This is a genomic window from Gordonia ajococcus (assembly GCF_012974285.1).
GTDB lineage: Bacteria > Actinomycetota > Actinomycetes > Mycobacteriales > Mycobacteriaceae > Gordonia > Gordonia amicalis.
Window position 1 is genome coordinate 751,668 of the sequence record NZ_CP052884.1, and the last position, 16,396, is coordinate 768,063.

15 protein-coding genes and 1 pseudogene are annotated in these 16,396 nt (G+C 68.0%); 8 read left to right on the forward strand and 8 right to left on the reverse strand.

All coding sequences use genetic code 11. The annotated features are described in order from the left end of the window. The first annotated feature begins 34 nt into the window (after nucleotides 1-34). Nucleotides 35-1,666 (forward strand): acyl-CoA synthetase, encoded by a 1,632-nt coding sequence (locus GAA2_RS03415; RefSeq protein ID WP_024500142.1) that lies wholly within the window; start codon nucleotides 35-37, stop codon nucleotides 1,664-1,666. A gap of 36 nt (nucleotides 1,667-1,702) precedes the next feature. Here the strand turns inward: GAA2_RS03415 and GAA2_RS03420 are convergent, their stop codons facing one another. Both GAA2_RS03420 and GAA2_RS03425 read right to left on the reverse strand, forming a co-directional pair. Continuing rightward, entirely contained in the window at nucleotides 1,703-2,968 is a 1,266-nt protein-coding gene (locus GAA2_RS03420; protein WP_024500141.1) for an SLC13 family permease, read from the reverse strand. A gap of 18 nt (nucleotides 2,969-2,986) precedes the next feature. Continuing rightward, entirely contained in the window at nucleotides 2,987-4,651 is a 1,665-nt protein-coding gene (locus GAA2_RS03425) for an MFS transporter (RefSeq protein WP_024500140.1), read from the reverse strand. A gap of 192 nt (nucleotides 4,652-4,843) precedes the next feature. Between GAA2_RS03425 and GAA2_RS03430 the strand changes: the two genes are divergently transcribed. Next, the gene (locus GAA2_RS03430) at nucleotides 4,844-5,041 is read left to right on the forward strand and encodes a hypothetical protein (RefSeq protein ID WP_006435759.1); all 198 of its coding nucleotides are present in this window, start codon (nucleotides 4,844-4,846) and stop codon (nucleotides 5,039-5,041) included. 25 nt (nucleotides 5,042-5,066) lie between these two features. On the opposite strand, the gene GAA2_RS03435 is transcribed toward GAA2_RS03430, so the two are convergent. From GAA2_RS03435 to GAA2_RS03460, 6 genes are all read right to left on the reverse strand, one after another. After that, nucleotides 5,067-5,498: a DUF6918 family protein gene (locus GAA2_RS03435; protein WP_024500139.1), complete on the reverse strand. Its 432-nt coding sequence runs from the start codon at nucleotides 5,496-5,498 to the stop codon at nucleotides 5,067-5,069. 92 nt (nucleotides 5,499-5,590) lie between these two features. Continuing rightward, a complete protein-coding gene (locus GAA2_RS03440; RefSeq protein ID WP_024500138.1) occupies nucleotides 5,591-6,451 on the reverse strand; it encodes a MaoC/PaaZ C-terminal domain-containing protein in 861 nt (286 codons plus the stop codon). A gap of 3 nt (nucleotides 6,452-6,454) precedes the next feature. Then, nucleotides 6,455-8,185: a 3-oxosteroid 1-dehydrogenase gene (gene kstD, locus GAA2_RS03445; protein ID WP_024500137.1), complete on the reverse strand. Its 1,731-nt coding sequence runs from the start codon at nucleotides 8,183-8,185 to the stop codon at nucleotides 6,455-6,457. A 53-nt stretch (nucleotides 8,186-8,238) separates the two neighbouring features. Then, nucleotides 8,239-9,321 (reverse strand): acyl-CoA dehydrogenase family protein, encoded by a 1,083-nt coding sequence (locus GAA2_RS03450; RefSeq protein WP_191834727.1) that lies wholly within the window; start codon nucleotides 9,319-9,321, stop codon nucleotides 8,239-8,241. Then, the gene (locus GAA2_RS03455) at nucleotides 9,318-10,445 is read right to left on the reverse strand and encodes an acyl-CoA dehydrogenase family protein (protein ID WP_159404488.1); all 1,128 of its coding nucleotides are present in this window, start codon (nucleotides 10,443-10,445) and stop codon (nucleotides 9,318-9,320) included. Before GAA2_RS03455 ends, GAA2_RS03450 begins: the two co-directional genes overlap by 4 nt. Further along, the gene (locus tag GAA2_RS03460; RefSeq protein WP_159404487.1) at nucleotides 10,442-11,248 is read right to left on the reverse strand and encodes an enoyl-CoA hydratase-related protein; all 807 of its coding nucleotides are present in this window, start codon (nucleotides 11,246-11,248) and stop codon (nucleotides 10,442-10,444) included. Before GAA2_RS03460 ends, GAA2_RS03455 begins: the two co-directional genes overlap by 4 nt. A gap of 124 nt (nucleotides 11,249-11,372) precedes the next feature. Here GAA2_RS03460 and GAA2_RS03465 point away from each other — a divergent pair, with 124 nt between their 5' ends. From GAA2_RS03465 to GAA2_RS03490, 6 genes and pseudogenes are all read left to right on the forward strand, one after another. Next, nucleotides 11,373-12,161 (forward strand): 2-keto-4-pentenoate hydratase, encoded by a 789-nt coding sequence (locus tag GAA2_RS03465; protein ID WP_159404486.1) that lies wholly within the window; start codon nucleotides 11,373-11,375, stop codon nucleotides 12,159-12,161. Nucleotides 12,162-12,197: 36 nt separating this feature from the next. After that, nucleotides 12,198-13,103 (forward strand): acetaldehyde dehydrogenase (acetylating), encoded by a 906-nt coding sequence (locus GAA2_RS03470; protein WP_159404485.1) that lies wholly within the window; start codon nucleotides 12,198-12,200, stop codon nucleotides 13,101-13,103. Next, the gene (dmpG, locus tag GAA2_RS03475; protein WP_159404484.1) at nucleotides 13,100-14,194 is read left to right on the forward strand and encodes a 4-hydroxy-2-oxovalerate aldolase; all 1,095 of its coding nucleotides are present in this window, start codon (nucleotides 13,100-13,102) and stop codon (nucleotides 14,192-14,194) included. The genes GAA2_RS03470 and dmpG overlap by 4 nt, the downstream gene beginning before the upstream one ends. Then, nucleotides 14,181-15,029, forward strand: a complete 849-nt coding sequence (locus GAA2_RS03480) for an SDR family NAD(P)-dependent oxidoreductase (RefSeq protein ID WP_159404483.1) — start codon at nucleotides 14,181-14,183, stop codon at nucleotides 15,027-15,029. The genes dmpG and GAA2_RS03480 overlap by 14 nt, the downstream gene beginning before the upstream one ends. A gap of 2 nt (nucleotides 15,030-15,031) precedes the next feature. Beyond that, nucleotides 15,032-15,882 (forward strand): annotated as a pseudogene (locus tag GAA2_RS03485) (TIGR03619 family F420-dependent LLM class oxidoreductase). Further along, the gene (locus tag GAA2_RS03490; protein WP_248664691.1) at nucleotides 15,879-16,394 is read left to right on the forward strand and encodes a nuclear transport factor 2 family protein; all 516 of its coding nucleotides are present in this window, start codon (nucleotides 15,879-15,881) and stop codon (nucleotides 16,392-16,394) included. The pseudogene GAA2_RS03485 and the gene GAA2_RS03490 overlap by 4 nt, the downstream one beginning before the upstream one ends. Nucleotides 16,395-16,396: the final 2 nt, after the last annotated feature.

Below are 16,396 nucleotides of genomic sequence, written 5' to 3' on the forward strand. Positions count from 1 at the left end.
ATCACGACTACTTCCGCAACAAGGAGCGCGCACGATGAAGTTCAACCTCGCCGATGTCTTCGAGACGGTCGCTGACTCGGTGCCCGAGCGGATCGCGCTCAGCTACCAGGGTCGCCAGATCAGCTACGCCGAACTCGACCGGCTCTCCAACCAGGTGGCACACCTGTTCGCGGGCGCCGGGATCGGCGCCTTCGACAACGTGGCCCTGTTCCTCAAGAACAGCGTCGAGCACGTCACCAGCCTGCTCGGTCTGCTGAAGGTCCGCGCCGTGCCGGTCAACATCAACTACCGGTACACCAACGCCGAACTCCAGTACATCTTCGACAACTCCGATTCGCGTGCGATCGTCGTCGAACTCCCCGAGCATCAGCGCAGCGTCGCCGCGCTGCTCACCGAGACACCCACTGTCCGAACGGTGTTTGTGATCGGTGACGTTCTCGAAGAACTGACCGCGGCCGCCGCCGACCTGCCCGACGGCCGCACGGTGGAGATCGTGTCCTTCGCCGACGCGGAGTCCAAGCCGGACAACCGGGACTTCGAACCGCGCAACGGCGAAGAGCTGTACCTGCTCTACACCGGTGGCACCACGGGCTACCCGAAGGGCGTCATGTGGCAGCACGACGACTTCTTCCGCAAGCCGCTCTCCGGTGGTAATCCCTACGGTGATCCCCGCAAGGACCTCGAGGAGATCGGCACCGCGGTCAAGGATTTCCCGTCCATCGCCTTCCTGCTGGCGGCACCGCTCATGCACGGTGCGGCGTCGTACTCGCTGTTCACGTTCTTCACCCTCGGCGGTCGCCTGGTCATCCAGCGCGACTTCGACCCGGCGGCCATCGTCACCGAGGTGGAGAAGGAGAAGGTCAACATCGTCCTCATCGTCGGCGACGCCATGGGCATGCCGCTGGTGGAGGAACTGGAGAAGCGCAAGGACGAGGTGGATCTGTCCTCGATGTTCTCCATCACCTCAGGTGGCGCCATCTGGTCGCAGCACGTGCGCGATCGCATGCTCGCCGTGAAGCCGGATCTGGTGCTGCGCGACAACTTCGGTGCGTCGGAGTCGGGCAACGACGGCGAGATCATGATGGACGACAACGGCAACCTGAAGGTGCCGCCGACCGATCGCATGATGGTCGTCGACGAGCGGCTCAACAAGATCGAGCCGGGGTCGGGCGACGTCGGCTACATCGCGCGCATCGGCAATGTGCCCCTCGGCTACTACAAGGACGAGGAGAAGACCGCGAAGACCTTCCCGACACTGCCGGATGGCACCCGGATCTCGATCCTGGGGGACATGGGAACCGTCGAGGCCGACGGCTCGATCGTCTTCCTGGGTCGCGGCTCGCAGTGCATCAACACCGGTGGCGAGAAGGTCTACGCCGAAGAGGTCGAGGCCACGCTGCACGCGCATCCGGCGATCGCCGACGCGCTCGTGGTCCCGGTTCCCGACGAGAAGTACGGCCAGCGGGTCGCCGCGGTGATCGCGCTGGCGGAGGGTGCCGACGAACCGTCGCTCGAGGCGATCCAGGATCACTGCCGCGAAACCCTCGCCCGCTACAAGGTCCCGCGCACCGTGGTCTTCGTCGACGAGGTGAAGCGCACGCCGGCGGGCAAGGCCGACTACCGCTGGGCCAAGGCGGAGGCGGCCAAGGAGAGCACCCCGGTCTGAACCCGCTTCGCTCGCACCTCAGGGAGCGGGAGGGTCTCAGGTGAGCTGCAGGCTCGCCCACAGCGCGAGCACCGCGACGCCCAGCGTCGCGGGGACGGTGATCGCGCCGAGCCGCAGGTACTCGCGTGAGGTCGGGGCGGCGACGTCACGGTGCATGATCTCTCGCCACAGCAGGTTGGCCAGTGATCCGAAGTAGGCCAGGTTCGGTCCGATGTTCACGCCGAGGAGCATCGCCAGGACCAGGCCGGGATCGTGTGCCACCAGCGGGATCAGCAGCAGCGTCGCCGGGAGGTTGTTGACCAGGTTCGCGAGGACAGCGGCGAGTACGGCGACCGCCAGGATGCCGAGCAGCGTCGCCGACGACGGGATGAGTCCGCCGATCCAGTCGCCGAGCGGGCCGTCGCGTACCGGGAGGATGACGACGCCGAGCGTGGCGACGAACCCCAGGAACGGGATGTTCACCGCGGTGATCGTGGTGCGCAGCGTGGCCACCGGGGAGCGGAACAGCGCGGGCAGCGTGAACAACACGGCGCCCACCCCGGCGACCGCGGCGAGCGGCACTCCGAACGGTTCGGCCACGACGAACGCGACGAGCAGCACGGCCAGCCCCATCAGCAGCACCGTCGGGCGCCGGGACTGCGGTGGGGGTTCGCGGCGTGCAGCTTCGGGTGTGGGACTACGCAACTCGCCGGCGAAGTACCACCGGAAGATCAGGTATTCGACGACGATCGCCGCGACCCACGGGGCCAGCATCACCCCGGTGAAACCGAGGAAGCCGAGACCGGTGGCCGAGAACGCCAGCAGGTTCGTCAGGTTGGAGACCGGTAGCAGGGTCGACGCGGTGTTGGCCAGATGAGCGCTGGAGAACGCGATCGGCGTGACCCGCGCACCGATGTGCCTGGCGGTCGCGACGGCGACCGGCGTCAGCAACACGATCGTCGTATCGAGGCTGAGGATGGCCGTGGTCACCGCCGCGGCGACGAAGACGATGCGCAGCAGACGATGTGGTGAGGATCGACTCCAACCGGCGAGCACTGTCCCGACCCAGGTGAAGACGCCTTCTCGGGCACAGACATCCGCGATCACGAGCATCGCGGCGAGGAAACCGATGGTCGGGGCCATGGTGGTGACCTCGGCGGCCGCGGCGCTGAGGTCCGTCAGGCCGAGCAGGATGAGCAGTGCCGCCACCGGTGCGGCCACCACGACCGCCGGGACACGCTGCGCGCCAAGGGTTGCGATGATCACCACCACGAGGGCCGCGATGCCGGTGAGGCAGCCGGCGATGCTGTCCACGGTGAGCACCGGAGACAGGTTACGCGATCAGTCGCGGGCGAACGTGTCGTCGAGATCGGGACCGCGGTCGCCGGTGCGGTCGATGATGACGGGGCCTTCGACGACGCGGCGTGGCGTCAGCCAGAGCAGGATCGCGGAGCTCACGAGCATGATGCCGCCGAGGATCAGCGACGCCTGCTCGAACGGTTCGTCGAAGGCGGCCTGGCTGCCGTCGGCGATCTTCTGGGCGAGTTCCGCCGACTGCGCGGAGAGCTTGTCGACGACGACCGTGGCCTCGGCGAGGGACCGCTCGATGAGCGTGCCCGCCTGCTCGGCCTGCGCGATGGTGGCCTGCCCGCCTGTGGGATCACCCGCGGCAATCTGCTGTTGTCCGGCCGCGGTGAGCTGTTCGCGGGCGAGATCGGCCGTGGGGCCGATCCTCGACTCGTATCCGGCGGCGACCATGGACCCGGCGATCGCGATGCCGATGGCCGCCCCGATCTCGCGTGCGGTGTCGTTGATCGCCGATCCGACGCCCTGATTGTCGAGCGGGGTGTTCGACATGATGGCGGTGGTGGCCGGCGCCGAGGCGAGACCGATCCCGATCGCGATCACCGCCAGGATCGCGGCCAGCGTCCAATAGTCGTCCGCGCGGATCAGACCCAGCGCCACCAGGCCGGCACCCGACAACAGCGCGCCGCCCGCGATCACGAACTTGAGCGAATCCAGACGCACCGCCAGCCAATTCGACAGCAGCGAGAACACGCCGACACCGGCGACGAACGGCATCAGTGCAACCGCGGACTGAAGCGGCGAATAGCCGAACACCAGCTGCAGCAGCTGCAGGACCAGGTAGAACATGCCGAACGAGGCCAGGAACTGCACCGCCACCGACAGCGAACCCGACCCGAATGCACGGTTGCCGAGCAGCCGGACGTCGAAGAGCGGTGAGGCTGAACGCAGTTCGACGACCACGAACAGCGCGGCGAGGAGAATGCCGCCCACCAGGCACGCCAGGACGAGCGGATCGGCCCACCCGCGGTGTGGGGCTTCCAGGAGGCCGAACACGACACCGGCGATCGCGAGGACCGAGCACAGGGTGCCGGGGATGTCGAACCGTCCGGGATCGCTGTCCTTCGACGTCCCGATCGTGAAGCACAGGAGTGCGGCGACGGCCGACGAGGCGGCGAAGGTGATGAAGATCGAATGCCAGTGGAAGAACTCGAGGAGCACTCCGGTCACGAGGAAGCCGGCGATCGCGCCGCCGCCGGCGATGGCCGACCAGATGCTGATCCCGACAGCTCGCTGGCCGTCGGGCATGCCGGACGTGATGAGGGACAACGTCGTCGGCATGATCAGCGCGGCCGCCGCCCCCGCCAGACATCGCGTCACGATCAGCTCTGTCGGCCCGTCGACCCAGATCGCGGCCAGGGATGCCAGGCCGAACAGGATGAGTCCCACGATGAGGACCTCGCGCCGTCCGAACCGGTCACCGATCGCGCCGGCCGGCAACAGCAACGCGGCGAGGGCGAGTGTGTATCCGTCGACGATCCAGGTCATCTCGGCCGAGTCGGCGCCGGTGTCGATGGCGATGTCGGGGAGGGCGGTGTTGAGAGCCGCCATCGCGGCGACCACCATGCTCACCGACAGGCAGGCGACGAGGACGAGCCAGGCGGAGCGTGCGTCCATCCGGATGAAGTTCGGCAATCTCATGTTCCGCCCCCGATTTCAGTGTCTGGCTCGTAGGATTGCACGGTTGCCGATTTCCGTGTTGCGGTTTCGTTATCGCGACACGCGTGGGGTGAACCACCGCAACGTGGGTAACTTGTGACACATTTATCACTGCAGTACCTGAGGCTGTAAAGGTCGATGTTGGCCCCGGACAATCGAAAGTGGTGACAGGTCATGGCCTCACCCCACATCGCGTCGAACTCCGTCGCGTCCGCCGCTGCAGTACCCAGTACCGGCGCGACCCCGATCGCTTCCACGAACACCACCGATGTCTCGCCTGCGCGCCTCCACGTCTGGCGTGTGCTGTCGATGCTGGCGGCGCTCATCGGCGTCATCGTGACGCTCGTCGTCATCGCGTCGTCGGCGGTGTGACCGCCGACGACGCGTGACGGGGTCACTACCCGGCGTGCTTCTCGATGGCAGCGCCTACCCGCGGCAGTGCCGCGACCACATGATTCTTGGCCTTCCCGCGCAGCGAGTTGTAGGCCTTCGCCAGTGCAGGCTTGGCCGAATCGGCCTGGCCGTCGGTGACCGCCAGCAGTGCCTCGGCGGCAGGGTCGCCGTGGGCCGAGAGATGATCGCCGAAGGCGACACCGGCCGGCTTCGTATCCCAGAATGGCGCGAGTGCCGTCAGGAAGTCCTCGGCCAGTTGATCCGTGGCGCTGCGCACCACGCCCGGCTTCACCTTCTGCACCGCCGCGTAGGCGGTCTTCACAGCGGCGCCGCTCAGTCCCGACTGGTCGGCCACCTCGGCATCGATGACACCGACCAGGTCGGTCACCAGTGCGCTGCGGTTGTCGGCAAGTAGGGGCGTCAGCGAATCGCTCATGCGGTCTCCTCGTGGATATGCGACGTGGTACACGCGGACCGACTCCCGGTCCGCGTGTAGAGCGTACTGAAGGCCGGTGACCGCCCGGTGACTCAGTTACGCGCGCACACCACATTGGCGAGGGCCTTCGCGCCCTCCCGTTCGACGACGCTTGCGGTGGCCAGGAGTCGGGCGCCGTCGTCCCAGACCTCGACCTCGAGGGTTTCGCCGGGGAAGACCACGCCGGCGAACGACGCCGAGAACTCCGCGATGGCCGCGACGTCCCCGTCGAGCAGCTCGTCGGCGATGGCCCGCGCGACCGTGCCGTAGGTGCACAGGCCGTGCAGGATCGGGCGCGGAAAACCGGCACGCGAGGCGAACTCGGGGTCGGAATGCAGCGGATTGCGGTCTCCGCACAGGCGATAGATCAGCGCCTGGTTGGGCAGCGTCGGGATGCGCAGGCGGTGGTCGGGTTCGCGGTCGGGGTACTCGACCTTCTCCGACCGGCCGCGCTCACCGCCGAAGCCGCCCTCGCCCTTGGCGAAGATCGACGACCGCGCGGTCCACAGCGTCTGGCCGGCGTCGTCGGTGGTCACGGACTCCTGGACGATGACGGCGGCCGAACCCTTGTCCTGGACCTCGGCGATCCGGGTCCGGGTGGTCGCCTTCCCGGCCGGCGGCAGCGGGCGATGTGCCGTGACCTTCTGGCTCCCGTGGACGACCTTGGCGAGGTCGATGTCGACGCCGGGGAAGGAGACCTTCGGCGGCTCGGTGGTGTGGAAGCCGGCCGCGACGGTCGCGAACGTCGGCAACACCTTGGGTGCCGAATCATGGACGTACGCCAGCGACTTGGTGTCCATCGGGTCGGTCGCGGCGCCCACCGCGAGGTGATAGAGCGCGACATCCGACGCCGACCACTCGAACGAGACCTCGGGCAGCTCCGCCCCGACGGCGACGGCGGGATCGATCGGCATGGTTCAGGCTCCTGTCTGTTGTGCGGGGGCGGCGGCCGCCTTGGCCGCGATGTCACTGGCGGCGAGGTATCCGAAGACGATCGCCGGGCCGATGGTGGCACCGGGACCGGCGTAGGTGTGGCCCATGACGGGTGCGCTCGTGTTGCCGGCGGCGTACAGGCCGTCGATGACCGAACCGTCGGCGCGGAGTGCGCGGCCCGAGGCGTCGGCGTTGATGCCGCCCTTGGTGCCGAGGTCGCCGGGGACCATCTTCACCGCGTAGAACGGGCCCTTGCTGACCTCGCCGAGGCTCGGGTTGGGTTTGTTGGTGATGTCGCCGTAGTAGTGGTCGTAACCGCTTGCGCCACGGCCGAAGTCCTCGTCCACACCGGCGCGGGCGAAACCGTTGAAGCGTTCGGTCGTCTCGACGAGGGACTCGGCGGGGACGCCGATCTTCTCCGCGAGGGACGCGATGCTGTCGGCCTTCACCACGACACCCGACTCGAACCACTTTTTCGGCAGCGGCTGGCGCGCATTGATCCCGGCGAAGAGGTAGCGGTTACGGCAACGCTGATCGAAGATCAGCCACGACGGCACGTTCTCGCCCGGACCCTCGCCGTGACCGAACTCGCCGCCGTACATCCGGTGCACCGCTTCGACATACGGCAGCGACTCGTTCATGTAGCGCTTGCCGCGCGTGTTCACGATGAAGGTGCCGGGCACCGACCGCTCCGACAACGCGAACCACGGGCCGCGGGGCAGCGGGATCGTCGGACCCCACCAGGCGTCGTCCATCAGGGAGACCGCGGCACCGATCTTGAGTCCGGCGTTGATGCCGTCGCCGGTGTTGCTCGGTGCGCCGGTGGTCCATTCGGAGCCGATCGGCTCCCGCTGGTACTTCTTGCGCATCTCCTCGTTGTGCTCGAAGCCGCCGCAGGCGAGGATCACGCCGTGACGTGCGCGGATCTCGAACCGCTTGCCCTCGGATTCGGCGATCACACCGACCACCCGGCCGTCCTCCGTGATGAGGTCCGCGAGGCCGGTGTTCAGGCGCAGCGGGACCCCGGCCTCGCGCACGCCGATGAGGAGTTCGGCGGCCAGCGCCGCACCCATCGCGATGAGCTTCTTGCCGCGGCTGCGCGCCCAGAAGAACCGGCTGCCGACCTTGGCCATGCGCAGCGGCCCACGCCAGTGACGCAGGCCGGTGTTGAGCCAGCGGTAGTCGGACTGCAGAACGACCATGTTCAGCGGCGCCTTGGTGTACTGCGGATGCAGCGTCTTCAGGTCATCGCCGAGCCGGCGCGCGTCGAACGGCCGCGGTTCGATCGACCGGCCGCCGAGACGTCCACCCGGTGCCTCGGGGTAGTAGTCCGAGTAGTTCTTCACCCACTCGAGGTCGAGGGGTGCGTGCTCGAGGAGAAAGTCGAGGGCTTCGGGTCCGCGATCGATGTAGGCGTCGATGCGGTCCGCCGGTGCGTGCTCGCCGATGATCGCGTGCACGTACTCGCGCGCCTTCTCCGGCGTATCGCTGACGCCGTCGCGCCGCAGCACCGAGTTGTTCGGGATCCACACGCCGCCGCCGGACCGCGAGGTCGAACCGCCCCAGTAGGGCGACTTCTCGATCAGGACGGTGTTCAGGCCCTTGCGGGCCGCGGTGATCGCGGCGGCCAGACCTGCACCACCTGCGCCGACGACGACCACGTCGTAGATCTCGGGTTCGGTGCTGGTCTGTTGTGGATCGGTCGAGCCGGCCATGGGGTCCCCTTCGTGCGCGCAGCTGGAACGTGTTCTACCTGAATTAGAACACGTTACAGAAATGGGGCGCCAGGGGTGGGCGGGTGCAGTGTGTGACCGGCGATCACGTCCCACGGATCCGCACCGTCGTCGAGGATCTCGCGCGCGAGGGACTCCGCCCAGTCCTGACCGGTGCCATATCGGTCCGACCAGGTCCACAGTCCGGTGGTGAACCGCCCCAGGCTGTGCTCCGAGGTGAAGCCGATCGCGCCGTGGATCTGGTGTCCGGCGGACGCCACCTCGGTGGCGTACCGCGAGGTCACGACCTTCGCCGCCGCGACGGCAGTGTGGACCCGCGCCGGGTCTCCCGACGTGGACTCCACCGCGGCTCGCGCAGCGGTCTCCATGAGTGTGGTCTGCGCGGCCATCTCGGCCAGCCGCTGCTGGATGGCCTGGAATTTCGCCAGGGGACGCCCGAACTGGGTGCGCTCGGAGGCGTATCGGACCGTGTGCTCGCGGACCGCGCGGGCGGCCGCGGCCAGGGCGACGGTGTAGGCGAGCGCACCGCGCCGGCGCAGGTCCTCGACGCCGACGGGGGAGGGCGCGGAGAACGTCGCCGCGGCATCGCGAAAGACGATGTCGCCGTACGACACTCCCTGGAGGTCGGTTCCGGGTTCGATCTCGACGCCGGCGGCGTCGCGGGCGATGACGGCGACCAGCGGGCCGTCGGGTCCGGCCGCGAGGGCCACGATCACATCGCTGCCGTCGGTAAGTGTCACTCCGGTTGCCTTGCCCGACACCAGGATTCGATCCCCGTCGGCGCGGACGTCGGCGTCGTCGATCACTGCGACCGTCGCCGTCGAGTCGCCGAGTGGATGTCCGACGCCGCCGGCCAGCCACGACGCGAGCAGCGCGTGTTCGAGATAGGGAGTCACCGCCCCGGCTTCGGTGAGGGTCTCCAGGACAGCCAGTGCATCACCGAGCTCACCACCGTGCCCGCCCGCGTCCTCCGGGACGTCGACGCCGGTGAACCCGGCCTCGACGACGGCGGCCCACACGGCCGCGTCGGGTGCGGCGACCGGTGTTTGTGTGTCGGCCGGGATGCGGAGGAGCATCGCGGCGATGGTCGCCTTGAGGTCGTCGGCGAGGTCGGTCACCGAATCCCCAATCCGCGCGCGACGATCCCGCGCAGGATCTCGTTGGTCCCGCCGCGAAGCGTGAACGCCGGTGTGTGCAGAACGGATTGGGCCAGAAGTCGTTCGAGGTGTGTGCCGCCTTCGCGGCGCGGCACGATGCCGGAGGCGTCGCGGATGGCCGTCACCAGATCGCCCTCGAACGTCGAGCCGAGATCCTTGACCATGGCGGCGAGTACATCCGGTTTCCCTCCGTCCGACAGCTCGCGCGCCACCTGCCGCGACATCTGGCGCAATGCCCACGCCTCCGCCGTCAGCCGGCCCAGCGTCACCCGCTGGTTCGGGGTGGCTCCGTGGTCTCGCAGATGATCGCTCCACGCGCGCAGCAGCGGCAGTGTGCTGAGGTAGCGCTCCGGTCCGGATCGCTCGAAGGCCAATTCGCTCATCACCTGCTGCCAGCCGCGTCCGCGACGGCCGAGCAGTGCCGACGAATCCACGACCGCATCGTGGAAGACCACTTCGTTGAAGTGTGCCTGCCCGTCGATGCTCCGGATCGGCCGGACCTCGATGTCCGGATGGGGCAGGTCGACGACGAGCTGCGACAGTCCCTGCTGCCGGTCGTCGGGCGTGCCGTCCGTGCGGGCGAGCAGAACCATCGCGTGGGCCATGTGGGCACCGGTGGTCCACACCTTGGTGCCGCTGATCGTCCACGAATCACCGTTGTCGGTGGCTCGTGTCCGGACGCCGGCGAGGTCGGAACCCGCATCGGGTTCGCTCATGCCGATCGCGAAGTAGACGGTGCCCGCCGAGATCCCCGGGATGTAGCGGCGTCGTTGCTCCTCGGTCCCGTTGGCCAGGATGCCGGGCGCCATCTGCCGGTCGGCGATCCAGTGCGCGGCGACCGGGGCGCCGTGCGCCAGCATCTCCTCGGTGACGACGAACCGCTCGACGGGAGTGCGTCCCCGGCCGCCGTACTCGGTCGGCATCGTCATACCCAACCAGCCGCGTTCGCCGAGCCGGCGGCTGAAGGCGGGGTCGAAACCCGTCATCCAGCTGTCGACGTCGGGAGTGAATGCACCCGAATCGATCTCGGCGCGCAGGAACTCGCGGACCTCGGCGCGCAATGGGGAGAGCTGAGCGTCGGTCACGACCGGCCGGGCCCCCGCGACGACCAGTTCTGGCCTTTGCGCGCCATCGACCACATCTGGGTGCCGCGTTCGATCTCGATCGCCGAATCCCAGGTCACCGCGGGCGGACCCAGCTCCAGTCGCACGCTCGACATGACCTTGCGGGTCAGTTCCGGGTCGCGGGCCGCGGGACCGATGAGGCCGTCCACGATCGCGGGGATCTCCTCGACCGGGGCCGCGGCGTAGGCGAGTCCTCGAGCGACGGCTTCGTGGCCGGTGAGCGCTTGACCGCAGGCTGCGAGCGCGATCGTGTCGGCGCGTCCCACCGCGCGGTTGAGCAAGGTCAGGTGACCGCCGCCGGGATGGATGCCGCGGGCAAGGAATCCGCTGTCCAGAACCGCGTCGGGGGTGGTGACGAGCAGGTCGACCGCCAAGGCCAGGTTGAGGCCCGCACCGACGGCACCTCCCACGACGACCCCAACGGTGGGGACCGGAAGGGAACCGACACGAACGAAGGCGGCGTACACGGCCGACAACTGCTTCACCGACTCCGGCGCCGCCGGATCGGCCGAGGCGCCCGCGAGGATTCGGGTGTCCGCGCCGCTGCAGAAATAGGAACCCGTGGCGTCGACGACCACCGCGCCGATGGTCTCGTCGTCGACCACCCGATCGCAGAACCGCTCGATCGCCGCGGCCATCTCGAGGGTGATCGCATTCTTGCGGCGCGGGTTGTCGAGCGTCAACCGGCCGATGCCGCCGTCGAACGAGGTGAGCACGGCGGCGTCGGCGGTGGGGCTCTCGGGATTCGGGGCGTCGGGACTCATGGGGAGAACGGTAGTCGTCCGCGGGGCGCTCGCGTAGGTGCCACGCGAATTGCGCACGGGACTCCTGCGCGAGTGGAACATGTTCTAAACTAGAACACGTTCACATTGGGAAGGTGAGGGCACAATGGCGGTTGACCAGCAGGTTCGCGAACAGATCGCTGCTGAGCTCTGGGAGTCGGAGGCCTCCGCGACGGCCATCGACCGTCCCACGGACTCCCATCCGGACCTCGACGTGGTCGATGCCTACGAGATCCAGCTGATCAACATCCGCAAGCGTCTCGACGCCGGCGCGAAGGTCGCCGGGCACAAGGTCGGCCTCGCATCAGAGGCGATGCAGAAGATGATGGGCGTCGACGAGCCCGATTACGGCCACCTCCTCGACGAGATGCAGTACTTCGAGGAGACTCCCATCGACGCGAAGAAGCTGTGCTTCCCGCGGGTCGAGGTGGAGGTCGGATTCATCCTGGGCGAGGACCTCCCCGGCGAGGGATGCACCAACGAGGACGTCATCGCCGCGGTCGAGTGGGTGGTGCCCTCGATCGAGCTCATCGACTCCCGGATCAAGGACTGGAAGATCACGCTGTGCGACACCATCGCCGACAACGCCTCGTCGTGCGGCTGGATTCTCGGGCAACAGCGAGTCCCGATCAGCGAGATCGACACCGGGGACATCGATGCGGTCCTGCATCGTAACGGGGAGATCGTGGCGAAGGGCAATTCATCTGCGGTGCTGGGACATCCGCTCAACGCGGTGTCGTGGCTGGCACGCAAGGTCGACAGCTTCGGTGTCCGGCTCCGCAAGGGGGACGTGATCCTGCCCGGCACGGCGACGCGGGCGATCGACATCTCCTCGGGTGATCACTTCGTGGCCGAGTTCGCCGGTCTCGGCTCGGTCACCCTCGACTTCACCTGACATACAACAGACTTCACCAACAAGAGGAGGGTCCACGTGGCGGCGAAACTGACCGCGGCGATCATCGGATCGGGCAACATCGGCACCGATCTGATGTACAAGCTGGAGCGTTCGGAGGTCATCGAACCCCGTTGGATGGTCGGCATCGACCCCGAGTCGGAGGGCATGAAACGTGCCGCCGACCACGGGCTCATCACGATGAGCGGCGGCGCGGACGAACTCCTCGGATCGCAGGACAAGCCCGACCTGATCTTCGAGGCCACGTCGGCGTACGTGCACCGTGAGTACGCACCCAAGTACGAGGCGGCCGGCATCACCGCGGTCGACCTCACCCCGGCGGCCGTCGGGCCGGCCGTGGTCCCGCCGGCAAACCTGCGCGAACACCTCGACGCCCCGAACACCAACATGATCACCTGCGGCGGGCAGGCGACGATCCCGATGGTGCACGCCGTCTCGTCGGTCGTGCCGGTGCCCTATGCGGAGATCGTGGCATCCGTGGCCTCGGTCTCGGCCGGTCCGGGCACGCGCGCCAACATCGACGAGTTCACCGCCACCACGTCGGCCGGTGTCGAGACGATCGGCGGAGCGAAGCGTGGCAAGGCGATCATCATCCTGAACCCGGCCGATCCGCCGATGATCATGCGCGACACCATCTTCTGCGCCATCCCCGAGGATGCCGACACCGATGCGATCGCGGAGTCGATCCACCGTCGGGAGAAGGAGATCCAGGCCTACGTGCCCGGCTATCGCCTGCTGCAGGACCCACAGTTCGACCCGCCGAGCGTCCTGAACGGCGGCTTCGCGCGCGTGTCGATCTTCGTGGAGGTCGAGGGGGCGGGCGACTTCCTGCCGCCCTACGCCGGAAACCTGGACATCATGACCGCCGCCGCGACCAAGGTCGGCGAAGAACTCGCAAAGAAGAAGTTGGGAGTCCCCGCATGAGCACCAACGTGGTCACCACCCCGCGCGACCCGAAGCTGATGGCCAACGCGCGCAAGTACTCCGACACCCTCGACATCCGCATCACGGACTCCTCGCTGCGCGACGGCAGTCATCACAAGCGTCACCAGTTCACCGAGGAGGAGGTGCGCGCGATCGTCGGTGCGCTCGACGAGGCCGGTGTGCCGGTCATCGAGGTGACCCACGGTGACGGACTCGGCGGCTCGTCGTTCAACTACGGGTTCTCCAAGACCCCGGAGCAACAGCTGATCAAGGCGGCCGCGGAGACCGCGAAGCGCGCCAAGATCGCCTTCCTGATGCTGCCCGGCCTGGGCACGAAGGACGACATCCGGGCCGCGCAGGACAACGGCGGCCAGATCTGCCGCATCGCCACCCACTGCACCGAGGCCGACGTCTCCATCCAGCACTTCGGTCTCGCACGCGATCTCGGACTCGAGACCGTCGGCTTCCTGATGATGAGCCACAGCCAGCCGCCGGAGGTCATCGCCAAGCAGGCTCGCATCATGGCCGACGCCGGATGCCAGTGCGTCTACGTCGTGGACTCCGCGGGTGCGCTCGTGCTCGAGGACGTCACCGTGCGGGTGGAGGCACTGGTCGCCGAACTCGGCGACGACGCCCAGGTCGGGTTCCACGGTCACGAGAACCTCGACATCGCGGTCGCCAACTCGGTCAACGCGATTCGTGCCGGCGCCCAGCAGATCGACGGGTCGATCCGACGCTTCGGAGCCGGCGCGGGCAACACGCCCACCGAGGCCTTCGTCGGGGTGTGCGACAAGCTCGGGATCACCACCGGCGTCGACTTCATGAAGATCGCCGACGCCGCGCAGGACGTGGTTCGCCCGGCGATGCCGTCGGAGTGCCTGGTGGACCGCCCGGCGATGATGATGGGATACGCCGGCTGCTACAGCTCGTTCCTCAAGCATGCCGAGGGCCATGCCGAACGCTACGGCGTCTCGGCGGCAGAGATCCTGCTCGAGGCCGGCGCGCGCAAACTCGTCGGCGGCCAGGAGGATCAGCTCATCGACATCGCGCTCGAGCTGAAGAAGAAGCAAGACGCCAATGCCGGTGTCTGAGAACGCCGAAGGTTCCGGCTTCGACCCGAAGCGGTACGGCCCGTGGGCGGTGATCGCCGGCGGATCCGAGGGCGTGGGTGCGTCGTTCGCCCACCAGCTCGCCGACGCCGGGATCAACGTCGTACTGGTCGCGCGCAAGCCCGGACCCCTGGAGGAGACGGCTGAGGAGGTCCGGGCCCGCGGTGTGCAGGCGCTGACCCTGTCGGCCGATCTCACCGATCCGTCGGTCATCGACGAGATCATCTCCGTCACCGACGATCTCGATGTAGGCCTGTTCATCTACAACGCCGGTGCCAACACATATGGCAACGACTTCGTCGAGGGCGATCTCGAGAAGTTCCAGACCGTCATCGATCTCAACATCACCGCCCAGCTGGCGCTCGTGCACCACTTCGGTGCGCGGTTGCGGGCGAGGGGGAGCGGCGGGTTGTTGCTCGTCGGTTCGATGAGCGGCTACCTCGGCGGCAAGCATCTCTCGATCTACGGTGCGGTGAAGGCCTTCGGGCGCGTGTTCGCCGAGTCGCTCTGGCTCGAGCTGCGTGACCACGGCGTCGACGTTCTCGAGCTCGTGCTCGGCGTGACGCGCACGCCGGCCATGGAGCGGGCCGGGATGAATCTCGGTGGGCCGCTGAAGGCGAGCGAGCCCGAGGACGTCGCGCGCGAAGGACTCGAACATCTCGCCGACGGCCCGGTGTGGGTGGCCGGCGGCAACGCGCGTCGAGTGGAGAAGATCAACGGTCCCGACCGGCGCAGCCTGATCCTGGCCCAGCACGAGGCGATGCTGAAACTGTTCCCGCAGAAGGCAGCCGCCTCCGCGGCGCCGACGCGGAGCTGAGAGTGCGCCTCGGCATCACCAGCCCGATCGTCACGCGTCTGCCCGGTGTCGCCGGGGAATGGGAGGCGACGGCGGGGATCGCCGAACTCGCCGAGATCGCTGCCGCCGCGGACGAACTGGGTTCGAGTACCTGAGCTGCAGCGAACACGTGGCCGTGCCCGCCGAGATCGCCGCGCAGCGTGGTGGAACCTACTGGGACCCGTTGTCCACCTTCGGGTTTCTCGCCGGCCGAACCCGGAACATTCGATTCCTCACCCAGGTGCTGGTCCTCGGCTACCATCATCCCCTGGCCATCGCCAAACGGTACGGAACCCTGGACGCCGTCAGTGGTGGCCGCGTCACTCTCGGTGTCGGAGTCGGTTCGCTGCGTGAGGAGTTCGAGCTGCTCGGCGTCGAGTTCGACGGCCGCGGAGATCGCGCCGACGACGCGTTACGCGCTCTCCGGGCGTCGCTGTCGGCATCCGAGCCGGAGTATGAGGGCACCTATTACCGGTTCGGAGGACTGATCGTCGAACCGTGTGCGGTGCAAGAGCGTCTGCCGATCTGGGTGGGCGGGCGAACGCAGCGGTCGCTCCGCCGGGCAATCGATCTGGGCGACGGTTGGGTTCCGTTCGGGCTGAGTCGATCCCGGCTCCGGGAGATGCTCGGATCGGTCGAGGTGCCGGACCGCTTCGAGATCGTTCTCGGTGCCGGGCCGCTCGATCCGGAGGACGCCGACGGCACCGCCGCCGAACTGGAGAAGACCCGCGCGGCCGGGGCGACGATCGTCGGCGTGACGATCCGGGCGTCGTCGGCCGACCACTACGTCAGCCAACTGCGATGTCTCGCTCAGCTGGCCGGACGGGAGGGATGATCACAGTGACGGCCGAACAGCGACTGATGCGGCTCGAGGACACCGTCCGGCTCCTCGCCGACGAACGGGAGATAACGCGACTCGTCACCGCCTATGGGCCACTCGTCGACAGCGGGGACGCCGACGCGGTGGCCGCACTGTGGACACCGGACGGCATCTACGACGTCGACGGCCTCTTCATGCACGGCCGCGACGACATCGTCGCGATGGTCCGTTCCGATGCCCATCAGGGACTCATCGCCCGTGGATGCACGCACCTCCAGGGCGCGGTCCACGTGAACGTCGAAGGCGACGAGGCGATCGCCGCGAGTCACTCACTCCTGGTCATCGCCGGTGACAAGGGTTTTCGCGTCGTCCGCGCGACCGCGCACCACTGGAGGTTCGTGCGCACCGGTGCGTGCTGGAAGGTCGCACGTCGAACGAGTCGTGCTCTCGACGGGACGCCGGACGCGCACCGACTTCTCAACCACGGGGTGCACGGGACCGACGTCGGGGACCGCAACGTGCCCTGAGC